Source organism: Microbacterium rhizosphaerae (genome assembly GCF_034120055.1).
Lineage (GTDB): Bacteria > Actinomycetota > Actinomycetes > Actinomycetales > Microbacteriaceae > Microbacterium > Microbacterium rhizosphaerae.
The window spans coordinates 790,422-806,761 of sequence record NZ_CP139368.1 but is presented as its reverse complement, the minus strand read 5'-3'; the positions used below and the strand labels follow the sequence as shown (position 1 = coordinate 806,761).

Here is a 16,340-nt window from a genome sequence, read left to right as displayed (position 1 = left end):
GTCAGCCGCGGGTGGGCACGAGTCAGTCGCGGGTGGGCACGAGGCCCTGACGCACCGCAACGACAGCAGCCTCGGCACGCGTGTGCACGCCCAGCTTGCGGTAGATCGCCTGGGAGTGATGCATCACGGTCTTCGGCGTCAGGCCGAGCGCGTCGCCGATCGCCTTGTTGCTGGCGCCACGCGCCAGCTCGATCAGAACGTCCCGTTCGCGCGGCGTCAGCGTGCTGGTCCCCGTCGCGGAGAACGCATCGGGGGCGACGGACGCGGGACCGGAGCCGGGACGAGAGAGCGCCTCAGCCAGCGCGCGACCCGCGCCGACGGCATCCGCCAGCGTCCACGCGGACGCCTCGTGGACCGCTCGCTCGACGTCGCGGGCGGTGAGCGTCTCGCGCCGACGGTCGATGCGGTCGCCGGCGGGTCCGAGCGCGAGCGCAGCCGCGCGCGGCGCGGCGCCGCGCAGCGCCTCCTGCAGCCGGACGGCGGCGAAGAGCTCGTCGCCCGCGGCCGCGCCGTGCGCGATCGTCGCGAGGGCCCCGACGGTCGCCGTCGCGGCACCGGAGCCTCCGTGCGACTCGACGAGCTGCAAGACCTCCCGCGCGACGCGCACCGCCTCCGCGGTCTCGCCCCGATGCAGGAGGGAGCCGGCGAGCAGGGTGAGGATCCGCGCCTCGAGGTGGCGATCGCCGAGGCGGCGCGCATCCGCCAGCAGGCGGGGCAGGCCGAGCGGACCCGACGCCTCAGCCACGTGCGCGGCGAGGCCGACCTCGGCGGCGAGCAGTCCTCGGGACGAGCCGGGGTTCCTGAGCAGCTCGCGGGCCTGCGCCATGGTGTCGAGAGCGGCGTCGGTCTGTCCATCCAGCGCCTGCAATACCGCCTCCCACGCGTGCAGCGGGGCGCACACGGAAGGATCGGCATCCAGCCCCCGTGCCGGGACGATCAGTCGCTCGGCCGCCGACGGCTCGCCGGCATCCATGACGGCCTCGACGGCGAATCCGACGGCCAGGGCGATGAGTACCGGATCGCCGAGGGCATGCGCCGCGGCGACCCCGTCGAGAGCGCGGCCGATCAGGGGACCTCGTGGCGTCGGCAGGTCGACCGCGTGCTCCACGGCCAGCCGCCCCGAGCGCAGCTGCGCCTGCAGCCGGAGCGCCGGCGAGGCCGCGTCTGCGGCCGCCTGGCGACGCCGCTCCAGTCGCGCGGAGGCTTCCGCATCCCAGCGGAGCGACAGCGACGCGACAGCGACCCCGAGCTCGAGCTCGAGCGCTCCGACCGCGTCGCCGACCGTGGACAGCTGGACCGCGGAGTCGCGCAGCGCCATCTCGTCGTCGCGGACGCGAGCCAGTGCCCGCAGGTCCTCCCCCGCCACCGAGAGTCGCGCGCTGTCGATCGCGAGCGCCCGGTAATGCCGGACGGCTGCCGTACGCGCCGCGCGGGGCGCCGTCATCGTCTCACGCGAGATCTCGCGCAGGGAGCGCGGAACGGCGAAGCGCGGACCGCCGATCCCGGTCGCCGACCGGGTGAGCACGCCCGCTGTCGTCAATCGCGCGAGCCCGGTGAGCACGGCCCCTTCGCTGCGTCCGAGCACGGCGACCGCCGCAGCGACCGTGAAGCCCGGCGGCAGGGCGGACAGGCTCGCCAGCAGGATCTGATCCACGTCCGACAGCTCGTTGTAGGTGCGCGTGATCGCGCCGCGCAGCGTGCGGTCGTCGGGCAGCACCACGTCTCCGAGCACGTCGAGCAGGCGTGCCTCGCTCAGACGTCGCAGCAGATGCTCGGGAGGTACGGCCTCCGACAGCACGGCCGCGGCCTGGACGGCCAGCGGGAGCCCTCCCAACTCGACGCACAGCGCAGCCACCTGGACGGGGTCGAGCTCGGCACGTCGCTGCGGCGCCACAGCTTCGGTGAAGAGCGCGACGGCATCCGGTTCGGGGGCGAGACGCTCGAGCCGGTACGGCCGCTCCCTGGGGATGCGCAGCGGGGCCAGGGAGGTCACGATCACCTGAGCCCCGGGCCGGCGCTGCAGCGTGCAGCTCGTCAACTGCCGGGCTCGCGACACGCTGAGGTCGGGCTCGTCCACGACGAGGAGCGCCCCCTCGGGCGCCCCGTCATCCTGCGCGTCGCGCACCGCGACGGGTTCGCGAGCGACAGCGGCCCGGTCGACGACCTCGCGGACGAAGCGGGTCTTGCCGATGCCGGATGGTCCGATGATCGTCAGGATCGGGACCGGCGCCGGCCCGAAGAGCAGCTGCTCCACGCGCGCGACGTCGCCGTCGCGGCCGATCAGAAGACTCACGAAGGCATCACCGGACCTCCGCGACGACGCCGGGCGGATGCGAGAAGCAGCAGCAGCGCGCAGATCGCGGCTGCGACCGGGAGAAGGGCATCGAGAGGTGCGCCCACGGCCGGTCCGGGCCTGCCGGATGCCGCAGAGACGGCGAAGCTCGTCTGCGGGAGAGCGACCGCGTCGCTTCGAAGCGGAAGCGCCATCGCCGCGGGCCCCGGGTTCACGGCCACGGCCGTGCGGGCGGAGCCGGCCGGCACCGGAGCCGCGACCACGGGCAGCACGCGCCGGACGCCGGGCGCGAGCGTCGGCAGCATGACGTCTCCGTAGCGGATGGATGCGCCGTGCTCGAGGCCCAGCACGTGTCCGAGCTCGTGCTCGAGGACGCTGAGGAGGTCCATCCGTCCCGCCGCGACGACGGCGCCTGTGGACCAGCCCCAGCCGGCGGCCGTCGCATCCACATAGATCGTGTCGCCGACGGTGTCCGCGAGCTCCGCGCCCGGCAGGTCGGTCACGACCAGTCGCACCGGAGCGAGGGTGGCGGCCTTCGCCCCCGCCGCGACCCAGGCCGCCCGGGCCTCACGCAGCACGGCAGCGGCGGCAGCCGCATCCAGCGTCTGGGTCGTCGGGGGTGCCGCCACCGCCGTGGCCAGCAGACTCGTGCCGGTGATCGTCACGGTCCCGTTGACGAGAGTGGCGCCGGACGGAGTCGGGTTCGAAAGCTGGAGGGTGAAGTACTTGCTGAGCGATCCTGCCGCGTGCGCGAGGATCGTGACGCTGACGGTCTGGCTCGTCGTGCCCGGAGCGAAGGTGAGGGTCGTCGTCAGCGACTGGTAGTCGGTGCCCGCCTTGGCGGTGCCGTCGACCGTCTTCAGAGTCACGGTCACCGTCGTGGCCGACGGGGCCGCGAGCGTCACCGTGACGGTGATGGCGCCCTTCTTCTTCGTCGGCACCGCGATCGAGCCGCCGGTGGCGGTGATCGTGACGGTCGGGGCGACGGCGGCGGCGATGGTGACGACGCCGGTGCCGGTGCCGATCGACATGCCGACCGGGCTCGAGAGGACGACGTTGAAGGTGAGGTTGCCCGAGACTCCGGTGCGGCCGTCGACATACACGGTCAGGGTCGCCGAGGTCTGACCGGCGCTGAAGGTCAGCGTGCCGGAACCGATCTCATAGTCGAGGCCCGGCGTCGCGGTGCCGGCCACGGTGGACCAGTCGATCGTCGAGCCGTCGGGCACCGATCCGGACAGCGTGACGGTGAGGGTCACCGCCGTCTGACCGGACGTGGGCCGCGTGACCGTCGCATTGCCGATGCTCGCCGAGGGGGCGACCGTGCCCGGCGCGGTCAGGGTGGCGCCGAGGTTGTTCCACGCGTTGAGGGCGATCTGCAGGTTGTTGATCCTCGTGGCATCGCCGCTCGCGAGCGCGGCGTTCACGGCGGCGACGAGCGTGCTCGCCGTCCACGGGTAGTCGATCAGGGCGCTCGTGGTGTTCAGGAGCGCGGCGACCGCGGCGCGCAGCAGTGCGTCCACGCCGCCGCCGCCGTTGCCGAGTGCCTGCAGGAGCGTCTCGTTCGCGTCGGCGCTCGGCATCGGTCCGAAGATCGACGACACCAGCTGGTCGTTGGTGAAGATCGGGCGACCGCTGCTGTCGGTCGGCCACAGGGTCGGGTGGTTCTTCCAGTACCCGGGGGTGAGTCCCTGGCCGGAGCCGGTCATGCCGTAGTAGCCGGCGATATCGGTGTTCGACGCGGTCTGGCCAGTCGTCGGCTGGATCGCGCGGACCGTCGCTGTGTTGAGGTAGGCACCGGCCTGAACCGTGGTGGTGGCACTGAACAGCCACGTCTCGGTGAGGTCGAGCAGGCAGTTGCCGTTGGTGTCGCCGACGTTGCACGGGTGCGCAGCATCCGTCACCGCCAGCGCGAGGAAGTCGTCCGCCGTGTTGTTGGGGGTGCCGTTGTCGTCGGTGATGCTCGTGATGCTCACCGGCGCATTGCCGGTGTTCGTGACGAGGTAGGTCCACACGGCGGTCGTGCCGACGAGGAGCTCGCGGGCGGGCTGGGTGTTCGCATCCTCGATGGATGTCGGGTGCCAGGGGTCGAGCGCGTCGATGGCCTTGACGATCTTCACGCCGGGCACGACGCCGAGCGAGTAGTTGAGGTCGTCGTCCCACACGGTGCCGCCGGCCGAGGTGCCGCTCACCCGGACCACATTGACGAACGGACCATACGCCGCCGTGTGGGTCGCGGTGAAGATCCAGACCTCACCGGGGTCGAGCACGTTGTCGTGGTTCGCGTCGCCGACGTTGAAGCCGCCCGACAGCACCGGGGTCGGCACGAAGTCGTCCGCCGTGTTCCCGGGAGTGCCGTTGTCGTCGACGACCGTGATGTTCGTGAGGGGCGTGCTCGTGGTCGTGCTCACCTGATACGTGTACGTGCCGGTCGCGCCGCGGGCGATGAGGATCGGGGTGCCCGGGTCGCGGGAGACCTGGCCGTTGAGCGTCTTCACGACCTGGATGCCGGCGTCCGTGCCGTAGAGGTTCGCGACGTCGCTCGCGCACAGGTTCGCCGCGGGGTTGGACGTGCAGGTCGACGCGGGGTTGGGCTCTCCCAGCACGGAGGCGTAGACCGTCGCGGTGTTGGTGTACTGGCCGCGCGCCACGATGCCGGTCGCGGAGTACAGCCACGTTTCACCGGGGTCGAGCACGCCGTTGTGGTTGACGTCTCCGACCACGAAGCCGTCCGCGGACATCACCGGCGCGGCGTCGAACGGAACGCCTCCGTTGTTGTCGTCGGCGACCTCCCACACATCGAGCGGCGTGCTGCCGAGGTTCGTGACCAGGTAGGTCCACGTGACGACGCTGCCGATCTGCAGAATGACACCCGGCTTGTAGTTCGCGTCCTCGTAGGCGGTGGGGTTCAGCGGGTCCTTCGCGTTGACGGCCTTCGTGATGGCGATCTTGTCGATGGCTCCGAAGTAGTGGCTCAGGTCGGTCGCGGTCGTGGTCGTGCCGAGGTGCGGTTCGGTCGCCGTCACCGTCACGGTGTTTCCGTACTGGCCGGCCACGGCGGCGCGGGTGACCACACCGGACGAGGTGTACAGCCAGATCTCGCCCGGGTCGAGCAGGCCGTTCCCGTTGGTGTCGCCGGACAGATACTTCGGCGCGAAGTCGTCGGCGGCGTTGCCGGGCGTGCCGTTGTCGTCGACGATGCCGGTGACCCGGATCGGGGTGTTGCCCGGGTTCGTCACCCGGTACGTCCACGTGAGCGCCGTGCCGATCGGCAGGTACTGCTCGGGGCTCGTCGTGTCGGCCTCTTCAGCCGCCGTCGGGTGCAGCGGATCGGCGGCGTTCGTCGCCTTCTTCACGACCACTCCGACGACGGTGCCGAAGTAGCACGCGAGATCCTGTGACGCGTAGGTCGTGCCGCCGGAGAGCGCCGTGATGGTGACGTTGTTGCAGTTCAGCCCCTGCAGCGCCGTGATGCTCGACGAGGTGAACAGCCACACCTCGTTCTTGTCGAGGACGCCGTTGCCGTTGTTGTCGCCCGAGACGTAGGTGGGGTGGAAGTCGTCGGCCGGGTTGCCCGGTGTGCCGTTGTCGTCGGTGATCGTGAGCGACGCCATCGTGAACGTCGCGTTGTTCGCGGTCGAGACGAGGTAGGTGAAGACGACCGGTCCGCCGGCGCGCACGTACAGCGGGTTGAGCGGGTCGTTCGCATCCTCCGCCAGGGTCGGCGCGGTCGGCTTGGCCGCATTCACCGCCTTGTGGATGACGATGCCCACCTTGGTGCCCGTGTAGTAGGTCGGGTCGGTCGCCGAGACGCTCCCCGCGCCGGCGAGCACCGGGGTGGCGGTCACCGACGAGGTGTCGAGCACGGTGCCAGTCAGCGCGGTCAGCGACTTGACGCCGGACGAGGTGTACAGCCACGACTCGCCCGGGTCGAGGAGACCGTTGTTGTTCGTGTCGCCGATGTTGTGGACGCCGTCCGTGCCGAGCACCGCCTTCGGGGCGAACCCGTTCGTCACATCGCTGACGACGACGTTGGTCAGCGTCAGGAACCCGTCGTTGACCACGAGGTAGGTGTAGACGACCGCCACGCCCAGCGTGAGGTACGCGCCCGGAGCCGTGTTGGCGTCCTCGTAGGTGGTCGGCGTCTGCGGGTGCAGCGCGTTCACCGCGGTGTGCAGCGTGACGTGCGCGCCGGCACCCGTGTAGCTCGCCGTGTCGGTGGCCGTGAGCGTCCGGCCGGCAGAAGTCAGCGTCGTCACGACCGCGGTGTTGGTGTGGGTATCGAGCAGGGCGGTGGTCGTGTAGCGGTACAGCCACTGCTCACCCGCGTCGAACGAGCCGTTGCAGTTGACGTCGCCGACGTTGTGGAGACCGCCGTTGCACGTCATCGTCACCGCGACGATGCCGTGGCCGAGCGAGACGTCGTCCGCCGTGTTCGCCGGCGTGCCGTTGTCGTCGACGATGCTCTGGATCAGCATCGGCGCCGCGCTCGAGTTGATCACGAGGTACGTGAACGTGAGCGTCGAGCCCTGCGCCACGGTCGGCCCCGGTGCGGCGTTCGCGTCCTCGCCGAGTGTGGGATGCGTCGGGTCGACGGCGTTCACGGCCTTGACGAGCGCGAGGCCCGTCGTGCCGAAGTACCACGCCGCGTCGTACGCGTAGTAGCTGTCGGTGCCGTCCGTGGCCACCACGGTCGCGGTGTTCTCGTTCCAGCCGGCTGCGGCGGTCGTGGGGGCGCCGGCGGCGCCGCGCGAGGTGTAGAGCCAGGTCTCGCCCGCATCCAGCAGTCCGTTGTAGTTGGTGTCGCCGGCGTTGTACTGCTGGCCCAGGAAGGTGACGAGCACCGGCAGCGGAGTCCAGTCGTCCGACGTGTCGGCGTTGGTGCCGTTGTCGTCCGTGATGGAGACGATGGTCAGGCCCGTGGCCGAGACGGTCGTGATGCGGTACGTGAAGACGATGGGGGCGCCGACGGCCAGGTGCGGTGCGTTGGCCTGCGTGTCTGCGCGCTCCGTGAGCGTCGGAGCGAGCGGGTTGGCGGCGTTGATGTCCTTGCCGAGCTGCAGCTCCGCCGGGGATGCCGTGTAGTTCGACTGCGCGGCGGCGCCGACGAGCACGCTCGTCACGGGCTCGAGCGCGGTGACCGTCACGGTGTTCTCGTGGGTGCCCGAGAGGGCCGCCGTGGGGGCGCCGGCGACGCCGGCCGAGGTGTACAGCCACGTCTCACCCGGGTCGATCAGGCCGTTGCTGTTGGCGTCGCCGGAGACGTACACGGGATGGAAGTCGTCCGTCGGATCGCCCGGCGTGCCGTTGTCGTCCGTGATCGACACGATCCGCAGCGCCGTGGTTCCCGGGTCCGTGACGAGGTACGTGAAGACGAGCCGGCCGCCGACCGTGAGGATGACGCCGGGCGCCACCTGCGCCTGCTCGACCTGCGTCGGGTGCAGCGGGTCGACCGCGTCGATCGCCTTGGTGACGGCGATGACGACACCCGGGTTGCACGGGCAGCCGACGCCGAGATCGACGAGGCCGCGATAGTCGATCTGCACGCCGGGGACGTTTCCGGGCTGCGGGTCGCGCGGGCCGCCGTGCTGGGCGTTCCAGTACGAGTCCTGCGGGGTCGACAGCGCGAGCTCGTCGAGCGGCGAGTTCGGCACGAAGGTCATGTCCTCGCCGCCGGCGACCGCGAGCGCACGGATGAAGTCGCGGATCCACGGGCTGAAGCTGCGGTTGACGACCGGGGCGCCGAACGGGCTGAACGGAACGATGAAGCTGTTGAACTCGCCGGTCCAGTCGTACATGCGCGCCCGGCCCGTGTCGGCGATCAGCACGTCGCGTCCGGCTCCGCCGTAGGCGAAGGTCGGGTCGGACCACAGCGCGTCCTCGGGCACGCGGTTGTGCTCGCCGTCCGTCTCGAGGTTCTGCGAGGACTGCAGCAGGTCGTCGCCGAAGCCGCCGAACAGCCAGTTGGTGTCGGTGCCGCCCACGAGCCAGTCGTTGCCGTTGTCGCCGTAGATGATGTCGCAGCCGTCGTTGCTCTTGATCGGGTTGCCGGCGGCATCCAGCATCGGCGCGCCGTTCGCGTCGAGGACGTACGGCGTGAAGTTGAGGAAGAAGTCGACCTTCTGGCCCGAGGCGCACGTGCCGTCGACACCGATGTCCTTGACCCCGCTGGTGCAGTCGTAGATCTTCGACCACGGGTCGTCGGCGTTGTAGTCCGCGAACTTCGTGGTGGTCGGGTTGTACAGCAGCGGGTTGGTCGGGTCGATGCCCCACGCGCTGAGGATCTGCGCCTGCGGGATGTCGGAGTAGTAGAACGGCAGCGCCTCGGCACCCGAGATGGCGTCGTCGCCGCCCTCGCCGTGGATCCAGTCGTTGCCGAGGCCGCCGTAGACGATGTCGGCGTAGCCGGAAGCGGTCGGGTCGGAGGCGTTGTAGCCGAGCAGACGCGCCTCGTTGAAGAGGTCGCCGGCCTGGAACGTGAGCGCCTGCGTGTACGGTCCGGGGATCGCCTGCAGCACATTGGTGGCGTTGGGCGCGTTGACGTCCCACAGCGGCTCGGTGCGCCCGTTGCGGCTGACGTTGAAGTAGCCGTCGTCACCCAGGATGCGGTCATCCCCGGTGCCGCCGTAGATGCGGTCGTTGCCGGTGCCGCCGATGATCGTGTCGTCCTGGCCGTCGCCCGCGAGCACGTCGCTGCCGGTCTGGCCGAGGATGACGTCGTCTCCGGCCTCGCCGTGCACCAGATCGGCGCCGCCGATGTCGGCCGGCCCCTGGATGCCGATCGTGTAGTCGAGATAGGTGTAGGCCCGCGGGATGATCGTCTCGAGCGTCGAGTAATTGTCGTAGTTGAAGGTGAGGAACGACAGTCGCGCCTTGGTCGCGCCGTTCGCATCCTTCGTGGGCGAGCCGCTCGCGCCGACGAGCTGGTAGATGTTGCCGTTGTCGGCCATGATCACGTCGGCGTCGTGCGCGTGACCCTGCGCGGACAGGTCGCCCTGATCGTTGATGCCCGTGCGGGTTCCGGCGCCGCCGTAGATCGTGTCGCTGCCGTCGGGGCGCTGGTCGCGCGTCGTGAGGCCGAACATCGATGAGCTGCCGCCGACGAGGTCGTCCTGCCCGAGCCCGCCGTAGAGGACGTCGTTGCCGGCGTTGCCCTCGATGTAATCGCGGCCGTCGGTGCCGGGGCCGGCGTAGTCCTCGACCGATGGGCGGGGGTCGGTGACGGTGTCGCGGGTCTGCACGTCGATCGTGATGCGGCCGGAGTCGTCGATGACGGAGCCGTCGCCCTGCACCCAGTCGTTGCCGCCCTGGCCGAAGATCACATCGTTGCCCGCGCCACCCGCGATGTCGGAGTCCGACGATGTGCCGGCCGGCGGGGTGAAGCTCTGGTCGTACAGGGTGACCGACCGGACGAAGACGCCGTTCGGGTCGGCCTGGTAGCCGTAGTCGAGGCAGGCGGGGGCCGTGGTGAAGGCGCCCGCGGAGTTGTCGACCCACTGGCAGGGCTGGGCTGCGCCGTTGAAGTTCGAGCCGAGGATGTTCGCGGCGCCGGTGCCGGTGTCGAAGATGTCGGTGCCGGTCAGGACGCGGAACCGCGGGCTGTACGTGCTGCCGGTGCGCAGGATCGTCGCGTTGTCGCCGGCGATCACGTCGTTGCCGGTGCCGCCGTCGAGGTAGTCGCCGTAGACGCACGAGCTCGACGTGACGCAGGCGCTGTGGCCGCCGTCGTAGCCGCCGGTGCCGTCGAACACATCGCCGTAGGCGACGTGGCCCGCGCTGAAGTCGACGCCGCCGTTGTAGCCGCCCGCACCGCCCGTGTTCGCGACGCCCGCGATCGCGGCGCCGGTGTTGCCGCCGACGATGTCGTCGTCACCGGTGTCGCCCGAGATGCGGTCGGAGCCGGCGCCGCCGATGAGGATGTCGTCGCCCGTGCCGCCGCTGATGAGGTCGTTGCCCCAGTTGGCCGTGCTCTGCGTGTCGATAGACGTCCAGCTGAACGTGTGGTCGTTCAGCGCGACGTTGAACGGCAGCTGCGACGCGTCGATGCGGCAGAAGGGGTTGTCCGAGGTCGGGTCGCTCGGCGCGGCGTGCGCGGACGGCTGCGTGCAGTCCACTCGCCCGAAGTCGCCGAAGACGAGGTCGTTGCCCTCGTTGCCCGCGATGGTGTCGCCACCGCCGCCGCCGAACACGATGTCGTTGCCGAGGTTGCCGTTGATCGTGTCGCCGACGCCGTTGGCCTGCTGCACGGTGGCCAGGTGCATCAGCTGGCCGGTGGTCTGGATGCGCTGCAGCCGCAGGTTCTGCTCGACGAACGTCTGCGCGGTCTGGTCGAACAGCCACTGGCGCACGTCCTGCACATCCTGCGTCACCACGCCGTGGTCGCCGAAGATGACGTCCTGGTCGTCGGCGTTGGCCGTCGCGGTGCTCGGTGCGGAGCCCGCTCCCTCACCCCAGATCGTGTCGTGGCCGGCCGCGAGGCCGTCGGCGTCGGGAGTGGTGCTGGCGTTCGCGGTCGGCACGGTCAGCACCCGCGTCAGGACGTCGACGTTGATGCCCGAGTCGCCGTAGATGAGGTCCTGGCCGCGCTGGCCGAGGATCGTGTCGTTGCCCGAGCCGCCGGCGAGGATGTCGCCCGTCTGGCTGCCGATGATCGTGTCGTTGCCCGCGCCGCCGTAGGCGACGATGCCGATGGTCGGAAGGTTCGAACTCGGGAGACCGGCATCCAGCGCACTCGCGTCGATGACGTCGTTGCCGGCGTATGTGAACGACTGCGCGACCGGGAAGACGAAGTCGGGCGCGTTGCCGACCGGCTCGATCGTCGGCTTCGGGCCGAAGTCGTGGCCGGACTGCGTGCTCAGGCCGCCGGAGTACCAGATGCCGTCCTGGCTGGTGTCGCCGTAGACGACGAGCGGTGAGGAGGGTCCGGGTGAGCCCTTGCCCTGTCCGTCGCCGTTGAGCACCGTGATGCGATCGCCGCCGATGCGGGCGTAGCCGGTGTTCGTCTGCAGCGGGTCGTAGATCGACACGGCCACGCGGTGGTCGTCGGTGCCGAGTTGACCTGCGGCGAGCGTCCCCCCGGAGACCGTCATCGTCGCGCCGCCCATCGCCGTGATCGTGAACTGCCCGGCCGCGTAGCCCGGGACGTTGATCCGCTGGCCGACCGCGAAGCCCTCTTCCGTCCACGTGCGCCCGTCGTTGCGGGTGATCGTGCTGGCCGTGAGGGTGAAGGTGCCGACGACCTCGAGCAGGCGGTCGCCGCCGCCCTGCACGACCGTCAGGACGCCCGCGAGCGACGGGATGCCGCTCGCCAGCTTGTCGTCGGTCGCCTGGTCGGGACCGGCGATGAGCGTGCTCGCGACCGTCAGGGAGTCGTTGCCCTGGCCGAGCATGACGTTCAGCACCTCGATCGTCGACTTCGACGCATCGGTGCTGTATGCCCCGGTCTGGGGATCGACGACGATGGTGCCGTAGCTGATGCCCCCGGGGAACGAGGCGGGCTCACCGAAGGCGGTGGCACCGGCGAAGTGCAGGTCGCCCGTCATCCCGAAGCCGGTGAGCGCCGTGGAGGTCATCGTGCCGGTCTGGTCGGCGTGCGCGCCGTCGTCGTAGATGTTGAGGACGTCGATCTGGCGGGCCTCGGACGGCTGCGCCGCGATGCCGAACGGCGGCGTGTTGTACTCCGCCGGGTAGAGCACCGCGCCGGTGAGCTCGTGGTGCTCGCCGCCGGTGCCGCCCTCGACCTGCAGCGGGCCGCGGATCGCGAGGCCGAGGTCGTGCGGCTGCTTCGGGAACGTGATGATGTTCTCGCGGCCGGCCGGGATCGTGAACGCCGCGTCGGCGCTGACCGTCACCGTGACCGGGATCCACCAGTTCGTCGCGTCGAACGTGATCGTCGGCGCGTACTCGGTCATCGTGATCGTGCCGGCCGAGAACGACGGCGGCGTCGTGAAGCTCATGCTCGAGAGCGTCGGGCCGGAGATCGCCTGGATCTTGTACAGGCTGCCGCCGATCATGACGAGCTCGCCCTCGAGGAAGCCGTCATCCAGCCAGCTCTTGCCGTCGGTGCGGGTGATGGCGCCGCCCGCGAGCGAGACCGCTCCGGTGAAGGTCTTCGCCCCGCCGACGACCGGCAGCAGGCACACCTTGCCGAGCGTTCCCGAGCCGCACGTGGAGTCGAGCGCGATGCTCACCTGGCCGTCGCCGACGATCGCGATCTTCACCGGCGCCGTGGGCGCCTGCGTCAGCCGCACCGTGTAGGTGTCGGTGCCGCCGCCGATCGGCACGAGCGTCGACCCGCCGGACTGGTGCACGTAGACACCCGGAGTGTTGTCGTCGTAGACGAGCACGTCGAGCGACGACGTCAGGCCGGTGTACTTCGGGTCGGTCGTGGTGACCACCGCGAAGTTCAGGGTCGTGTAGCGCGGGTCCTCCGGGTGGTAGTCGTTCACGGCCGCGACGGTGATCAGAAGCGGCGTGCTCCAGTCGGTCGCGCTGTTCGTGAATTTGACCGTGTAGGTCTGCACGCCCCCCACCACCGGGCCCAGGTGGAACCGCGAGTCGAGCGACGACAGGACGAGGCGCGCATCCGTCGGTGTGATCGAGAACGTGACGTCGCCCGCAGGGCGGCTCGGCAGCGTCAGCGCGAAGCTGTCGGTCAGCTGCGTCGTCGGCGAGCCCTTGATGACCGTGGTCGTCGTGTCGGCGCTGCCGCTGCCGTCGAGCTGCGTGATGTCGAGGCCCGGCGTCAGGTTGTCGTGGACCGTGACCTCGACATTGCGCACCACGGCGAAGTCGTACGTGGGGTCGGCGCTGACGACGCTGTGGCTGACCGCCACGACGATGTCGCCCTGCGGCTCGGTGTCGTTCGCGGCCGCGATCCACACTGTCTGCGGCGTGGCGTAGTCGTCCGGCGTGAAGTGCAGCACGAGCGAGCGGTTGGCGGGCGACGCCGGCTGGCCGTCGAGCAGCAGCGACCGGAAGAAGGCGGATGCCGAGCCGCACTGGGCCGCTGTGCCGCTGCACAGGTAGACGGTGTCGGCGCTCAGGCCCGCGGCATCCGGTCGCTGATCCTGCGGAGCCATCGACGCACTGACGGTGATCCACACGTCGCTCGTGGGCTTGGTGTTCAGGACGACGGTGTAGCTGTCGAGCGTGCCGATGGTGCTCGTGCCGATGTCGCTGCGGCTGACGGCGCTGAACCCGTCGCTGAACCCGCCGGACTCGTCGATGATGACCGCGCCCTGCGTCGGCCGCGAGACCGACACAGGGACGCCCGGCGCGACGACGTTCTGGTAGTTCGGGTCGGTCGACGAGACGAGGTGGTTGATCGTCGAGCTCGTTCCCTCGATGTCCTTCGCGTAGACGTCGCCCACGACGTCGCTCGCCACGTTGACGATGTCGCTGCCGAGGCCGCCGAGGACCCGGACGGCGACGTTCGGCGGCGTGGACAGGACGTCGATGGTGTCGTCGCCCTGCAGGGCGTCGACCTCGATCACCTGAATGTTGCGGTAGGTGACCTGGATGCCGGCGCCGTAGATGCCGCCCGTCGTGATGACGATGTGGTCGGCGAACTCGGTGCCCAGCACGACGAGCTTGTTGAAGCCGCTGCCGCCGTCTACGGAGACCGGGGCGTTGATGTTGTACATCACCTGGTTGTTGCCGCCGCCGGTGCGCACGTCGGTCTGCGCGGCGGTGGAGACGCCGGAGACGAGCACGGGGCTCGGCAGGACGCCGCTGACGGTGGCGCCGGCGAACGTGCCGCCCACGGGCAGTGCGACCGAGACCGTGATCGTGGAGGCGGTCACGGCGGTGATCACGTACGGGATGCCGGGCTGCAGAGCGAGGCTGCACGCGACCGGGGTCGTGAGGTTGTCGTCGCACGTGCCGGTGCCGGCGAGGGCGATGGTGTTGCCGACGAGGAAGCCGTCGGTGAGGAAGCTGCCGCCGTCCGCGCGGGTGATCGTGTTGCCGCTGACCGTGAGGCCGGCGCGGGTGAGCGGGCCGGAGGAGAGGGCGACGGTGTAGGCGCCGCCGACCGCGAGCGGAGCGGTGGTCGTCTGCTTCAGGTCGAGCGTGAGGGTGGATGCGGTCACACCGGCGATCACGTACGCCGTGGTGGCCGTGTTGTCGTCGGCGGTTCCGGTGCCCTTGACGACGAGGGTCTGGCCGACCGCGAAGCCGTCGTCGACGAAGCTGCCACCGTCGGTGCGGGTGATGGTTCCGGGGGCCGTGACCTGCACCGCACCGGTGAAGAGCGGGCCCATGATGATCGTGCCGTCGGCGGTGGTCTTCGCCAGCGCGAACGCCTGCACGAGGAAGATGTCGTTGCCGTCGTCGCCTTCCAGACGCACGGAGGCGTGGTTGGAGTACACGGCGAAGCTGTCGTCGCCCGACCCGCCCTCGGCGACCAGCGGGGCGCTGTTGCCCACGGACAGGTAGCCGCGCGTCGTGGCGATCGTCGCGAAGTACTGCGGCGGCGAGAGGCCGCTGTAGGTCTGGTCGCGGCGCATGCCGTACAGCTGGCCGATCTGGAACGTGTCGTTGCCGAGACCGCCGTCGAGGCTCGTGATGGCCGCGTTGTCGTCGACGGCGAAGTAGTCGTTGCCGCCGAGGCCGAACACGCCCAAGCGTCCGATGAGCCCATTGTCGTAGTTGATGAGCTCCATGAGGCCGAGGTAGCCCGAGGCGGAGGCGGCCTGCACGACATCCTGATGCGCCGTCACGACCGGGTGCAGGAGGGCGACGGATGCATCGCGGTTGTACAGCGACGGACGGCTCGGGCTCTCCCCGGGCAGCGACGCCGCACCGCGCAGGAGGAAGAGGTCGTCGGTGTTGTACGGGGTACCGTCGGCGCCCACGCCGTTCAGCGCGCCGTCGGCGCCGTAGATGTCGAGCGTGTCCTGGCCGTTGCCCGGTGCGCCGCTGTCGAGCACGTCGATCACGTAGCCCGTGCTGGCGCCCTGCGTGCCGTGGGTCCACACGATGTAGTGGTCGGTGTCGCTCTGGCCGTCGAGCACGAGGCGCGTGCCGGCGGGCATCGACTGGAGCTTGTAGACGACCATCGTGTCCTCGCCGTCACCGGCAGGCGAGTACTGCGTCGCCACCGCGGGGGCGACCGAGCCGTACACCCGCGTGATGCTGCCGAGGTACGTCTGGTCGAGCACGATGAGGTCGGCGTCCTCGTTGCCGAAGATGCGGGTGAGGCCGCTCGATCCGGCGGTCACCGTGCCGCGGAGGACGATGACGGTTCCATCGCCGGCCGCCTCCGCCGATCCGTCGCCTGCGGCATTCGGCAGCCCCTTGGGGTCGCACACGGTGTTCGTCGTGTCGTGGCAGTCGCCGTGGATGTCGATGTTTCCGGTGTTCGCCGTCCACAGGTTCGGGTCGGTCGCGCCGGTCCCGGTGTCGCCGGCCGCGGTGCTCGCGAGGATCTGGATGCTCGGGTCGGTGACGATGTCGTCCGCCGAGCGCAGGAGCACATTGCCGTTCTCCGCCTGGATGAGCCCGTTCGGCACCGACTGGACGTTCGCAGCGGAGACACCGGCCGCCGCCTCGCGGACGAGGGTCGAGCCGTCGTGCAGCACGAGCAGGTCGTTGCCCTGCACGCCCGTCTCGGTGGTGGTGAGCCGGATGCTGCCCGCCTGCGTCGGCGTGCCGCCCGTCAGCTGCTCGCCGGCGTGGGCGAGCACGACGTTCATCGGGCCGTTGACCTCGGTGAGGAAGATCGAGCCGTTCGCCTGCGCGGCGACGTGGCACGTCGCGGTGACCGCGCGCTCCGTCGCGGTGGCGTCGAGGTACCCCGGGTCCTGGTAGCCGAAGGTGAAGGTGCTCGAGCATCCGCTGCCCGCCGCCGAGTCGATCAGGAGGTCGGCGCTGCCGTCGGCCCTGCCGACGCTCCCGCCGCCCGCGAACAGGTCGATGCTGTCGGCGATGACGTTCGCTGCCGGGGCGAGGGTGCCGCTGCCGGACGCACCCAGCGTGATCGGGTTCGGGTTGGCGAAGCATCCCGCTGTCGTGCACCAGTAGCCGGACGCGCCCGTTCCCGCCAGCG

At 70.4% G+C, this 16,340-nt stretch carries 2 protein-coding genes (1 of these 2 only partly in view); both read right to left on the bottom strand.

Going from position 1 to position 16,340, the window contains the following annotated elements; all coding sequences use genetic code 11:
- Window positions 1–22: 22 nt before the first annotated feature.
- A complete protein-coding gene (locus SM116_RS03550) occupies window positions 23–2,293 on the bottom strand; it encodes a LuxR C-terminal-related transcriptional regulator (protein ID WP_320943089.1) in 2,271 nt (756 codons plus the stop codon).
- On the bottom strand, window positions 2,290–16,340 hold the final stretch of the coding sequence (locus SM116_RS03545; protein WP_320943088.1) for a Calx-beta domain-containing protein. Its footprint extends 18,985 nt past the window's final position; only the last 14,051 of its 33,036 coding nucleotides appear in the window; its start codon lies beyond the right edge, outside the window; its stop codon occupies window positions 2,290–2,292. Before SM116_RS03545 ends, SM116_RS03550 begins: the two co-directional genes overlap by 4 nt.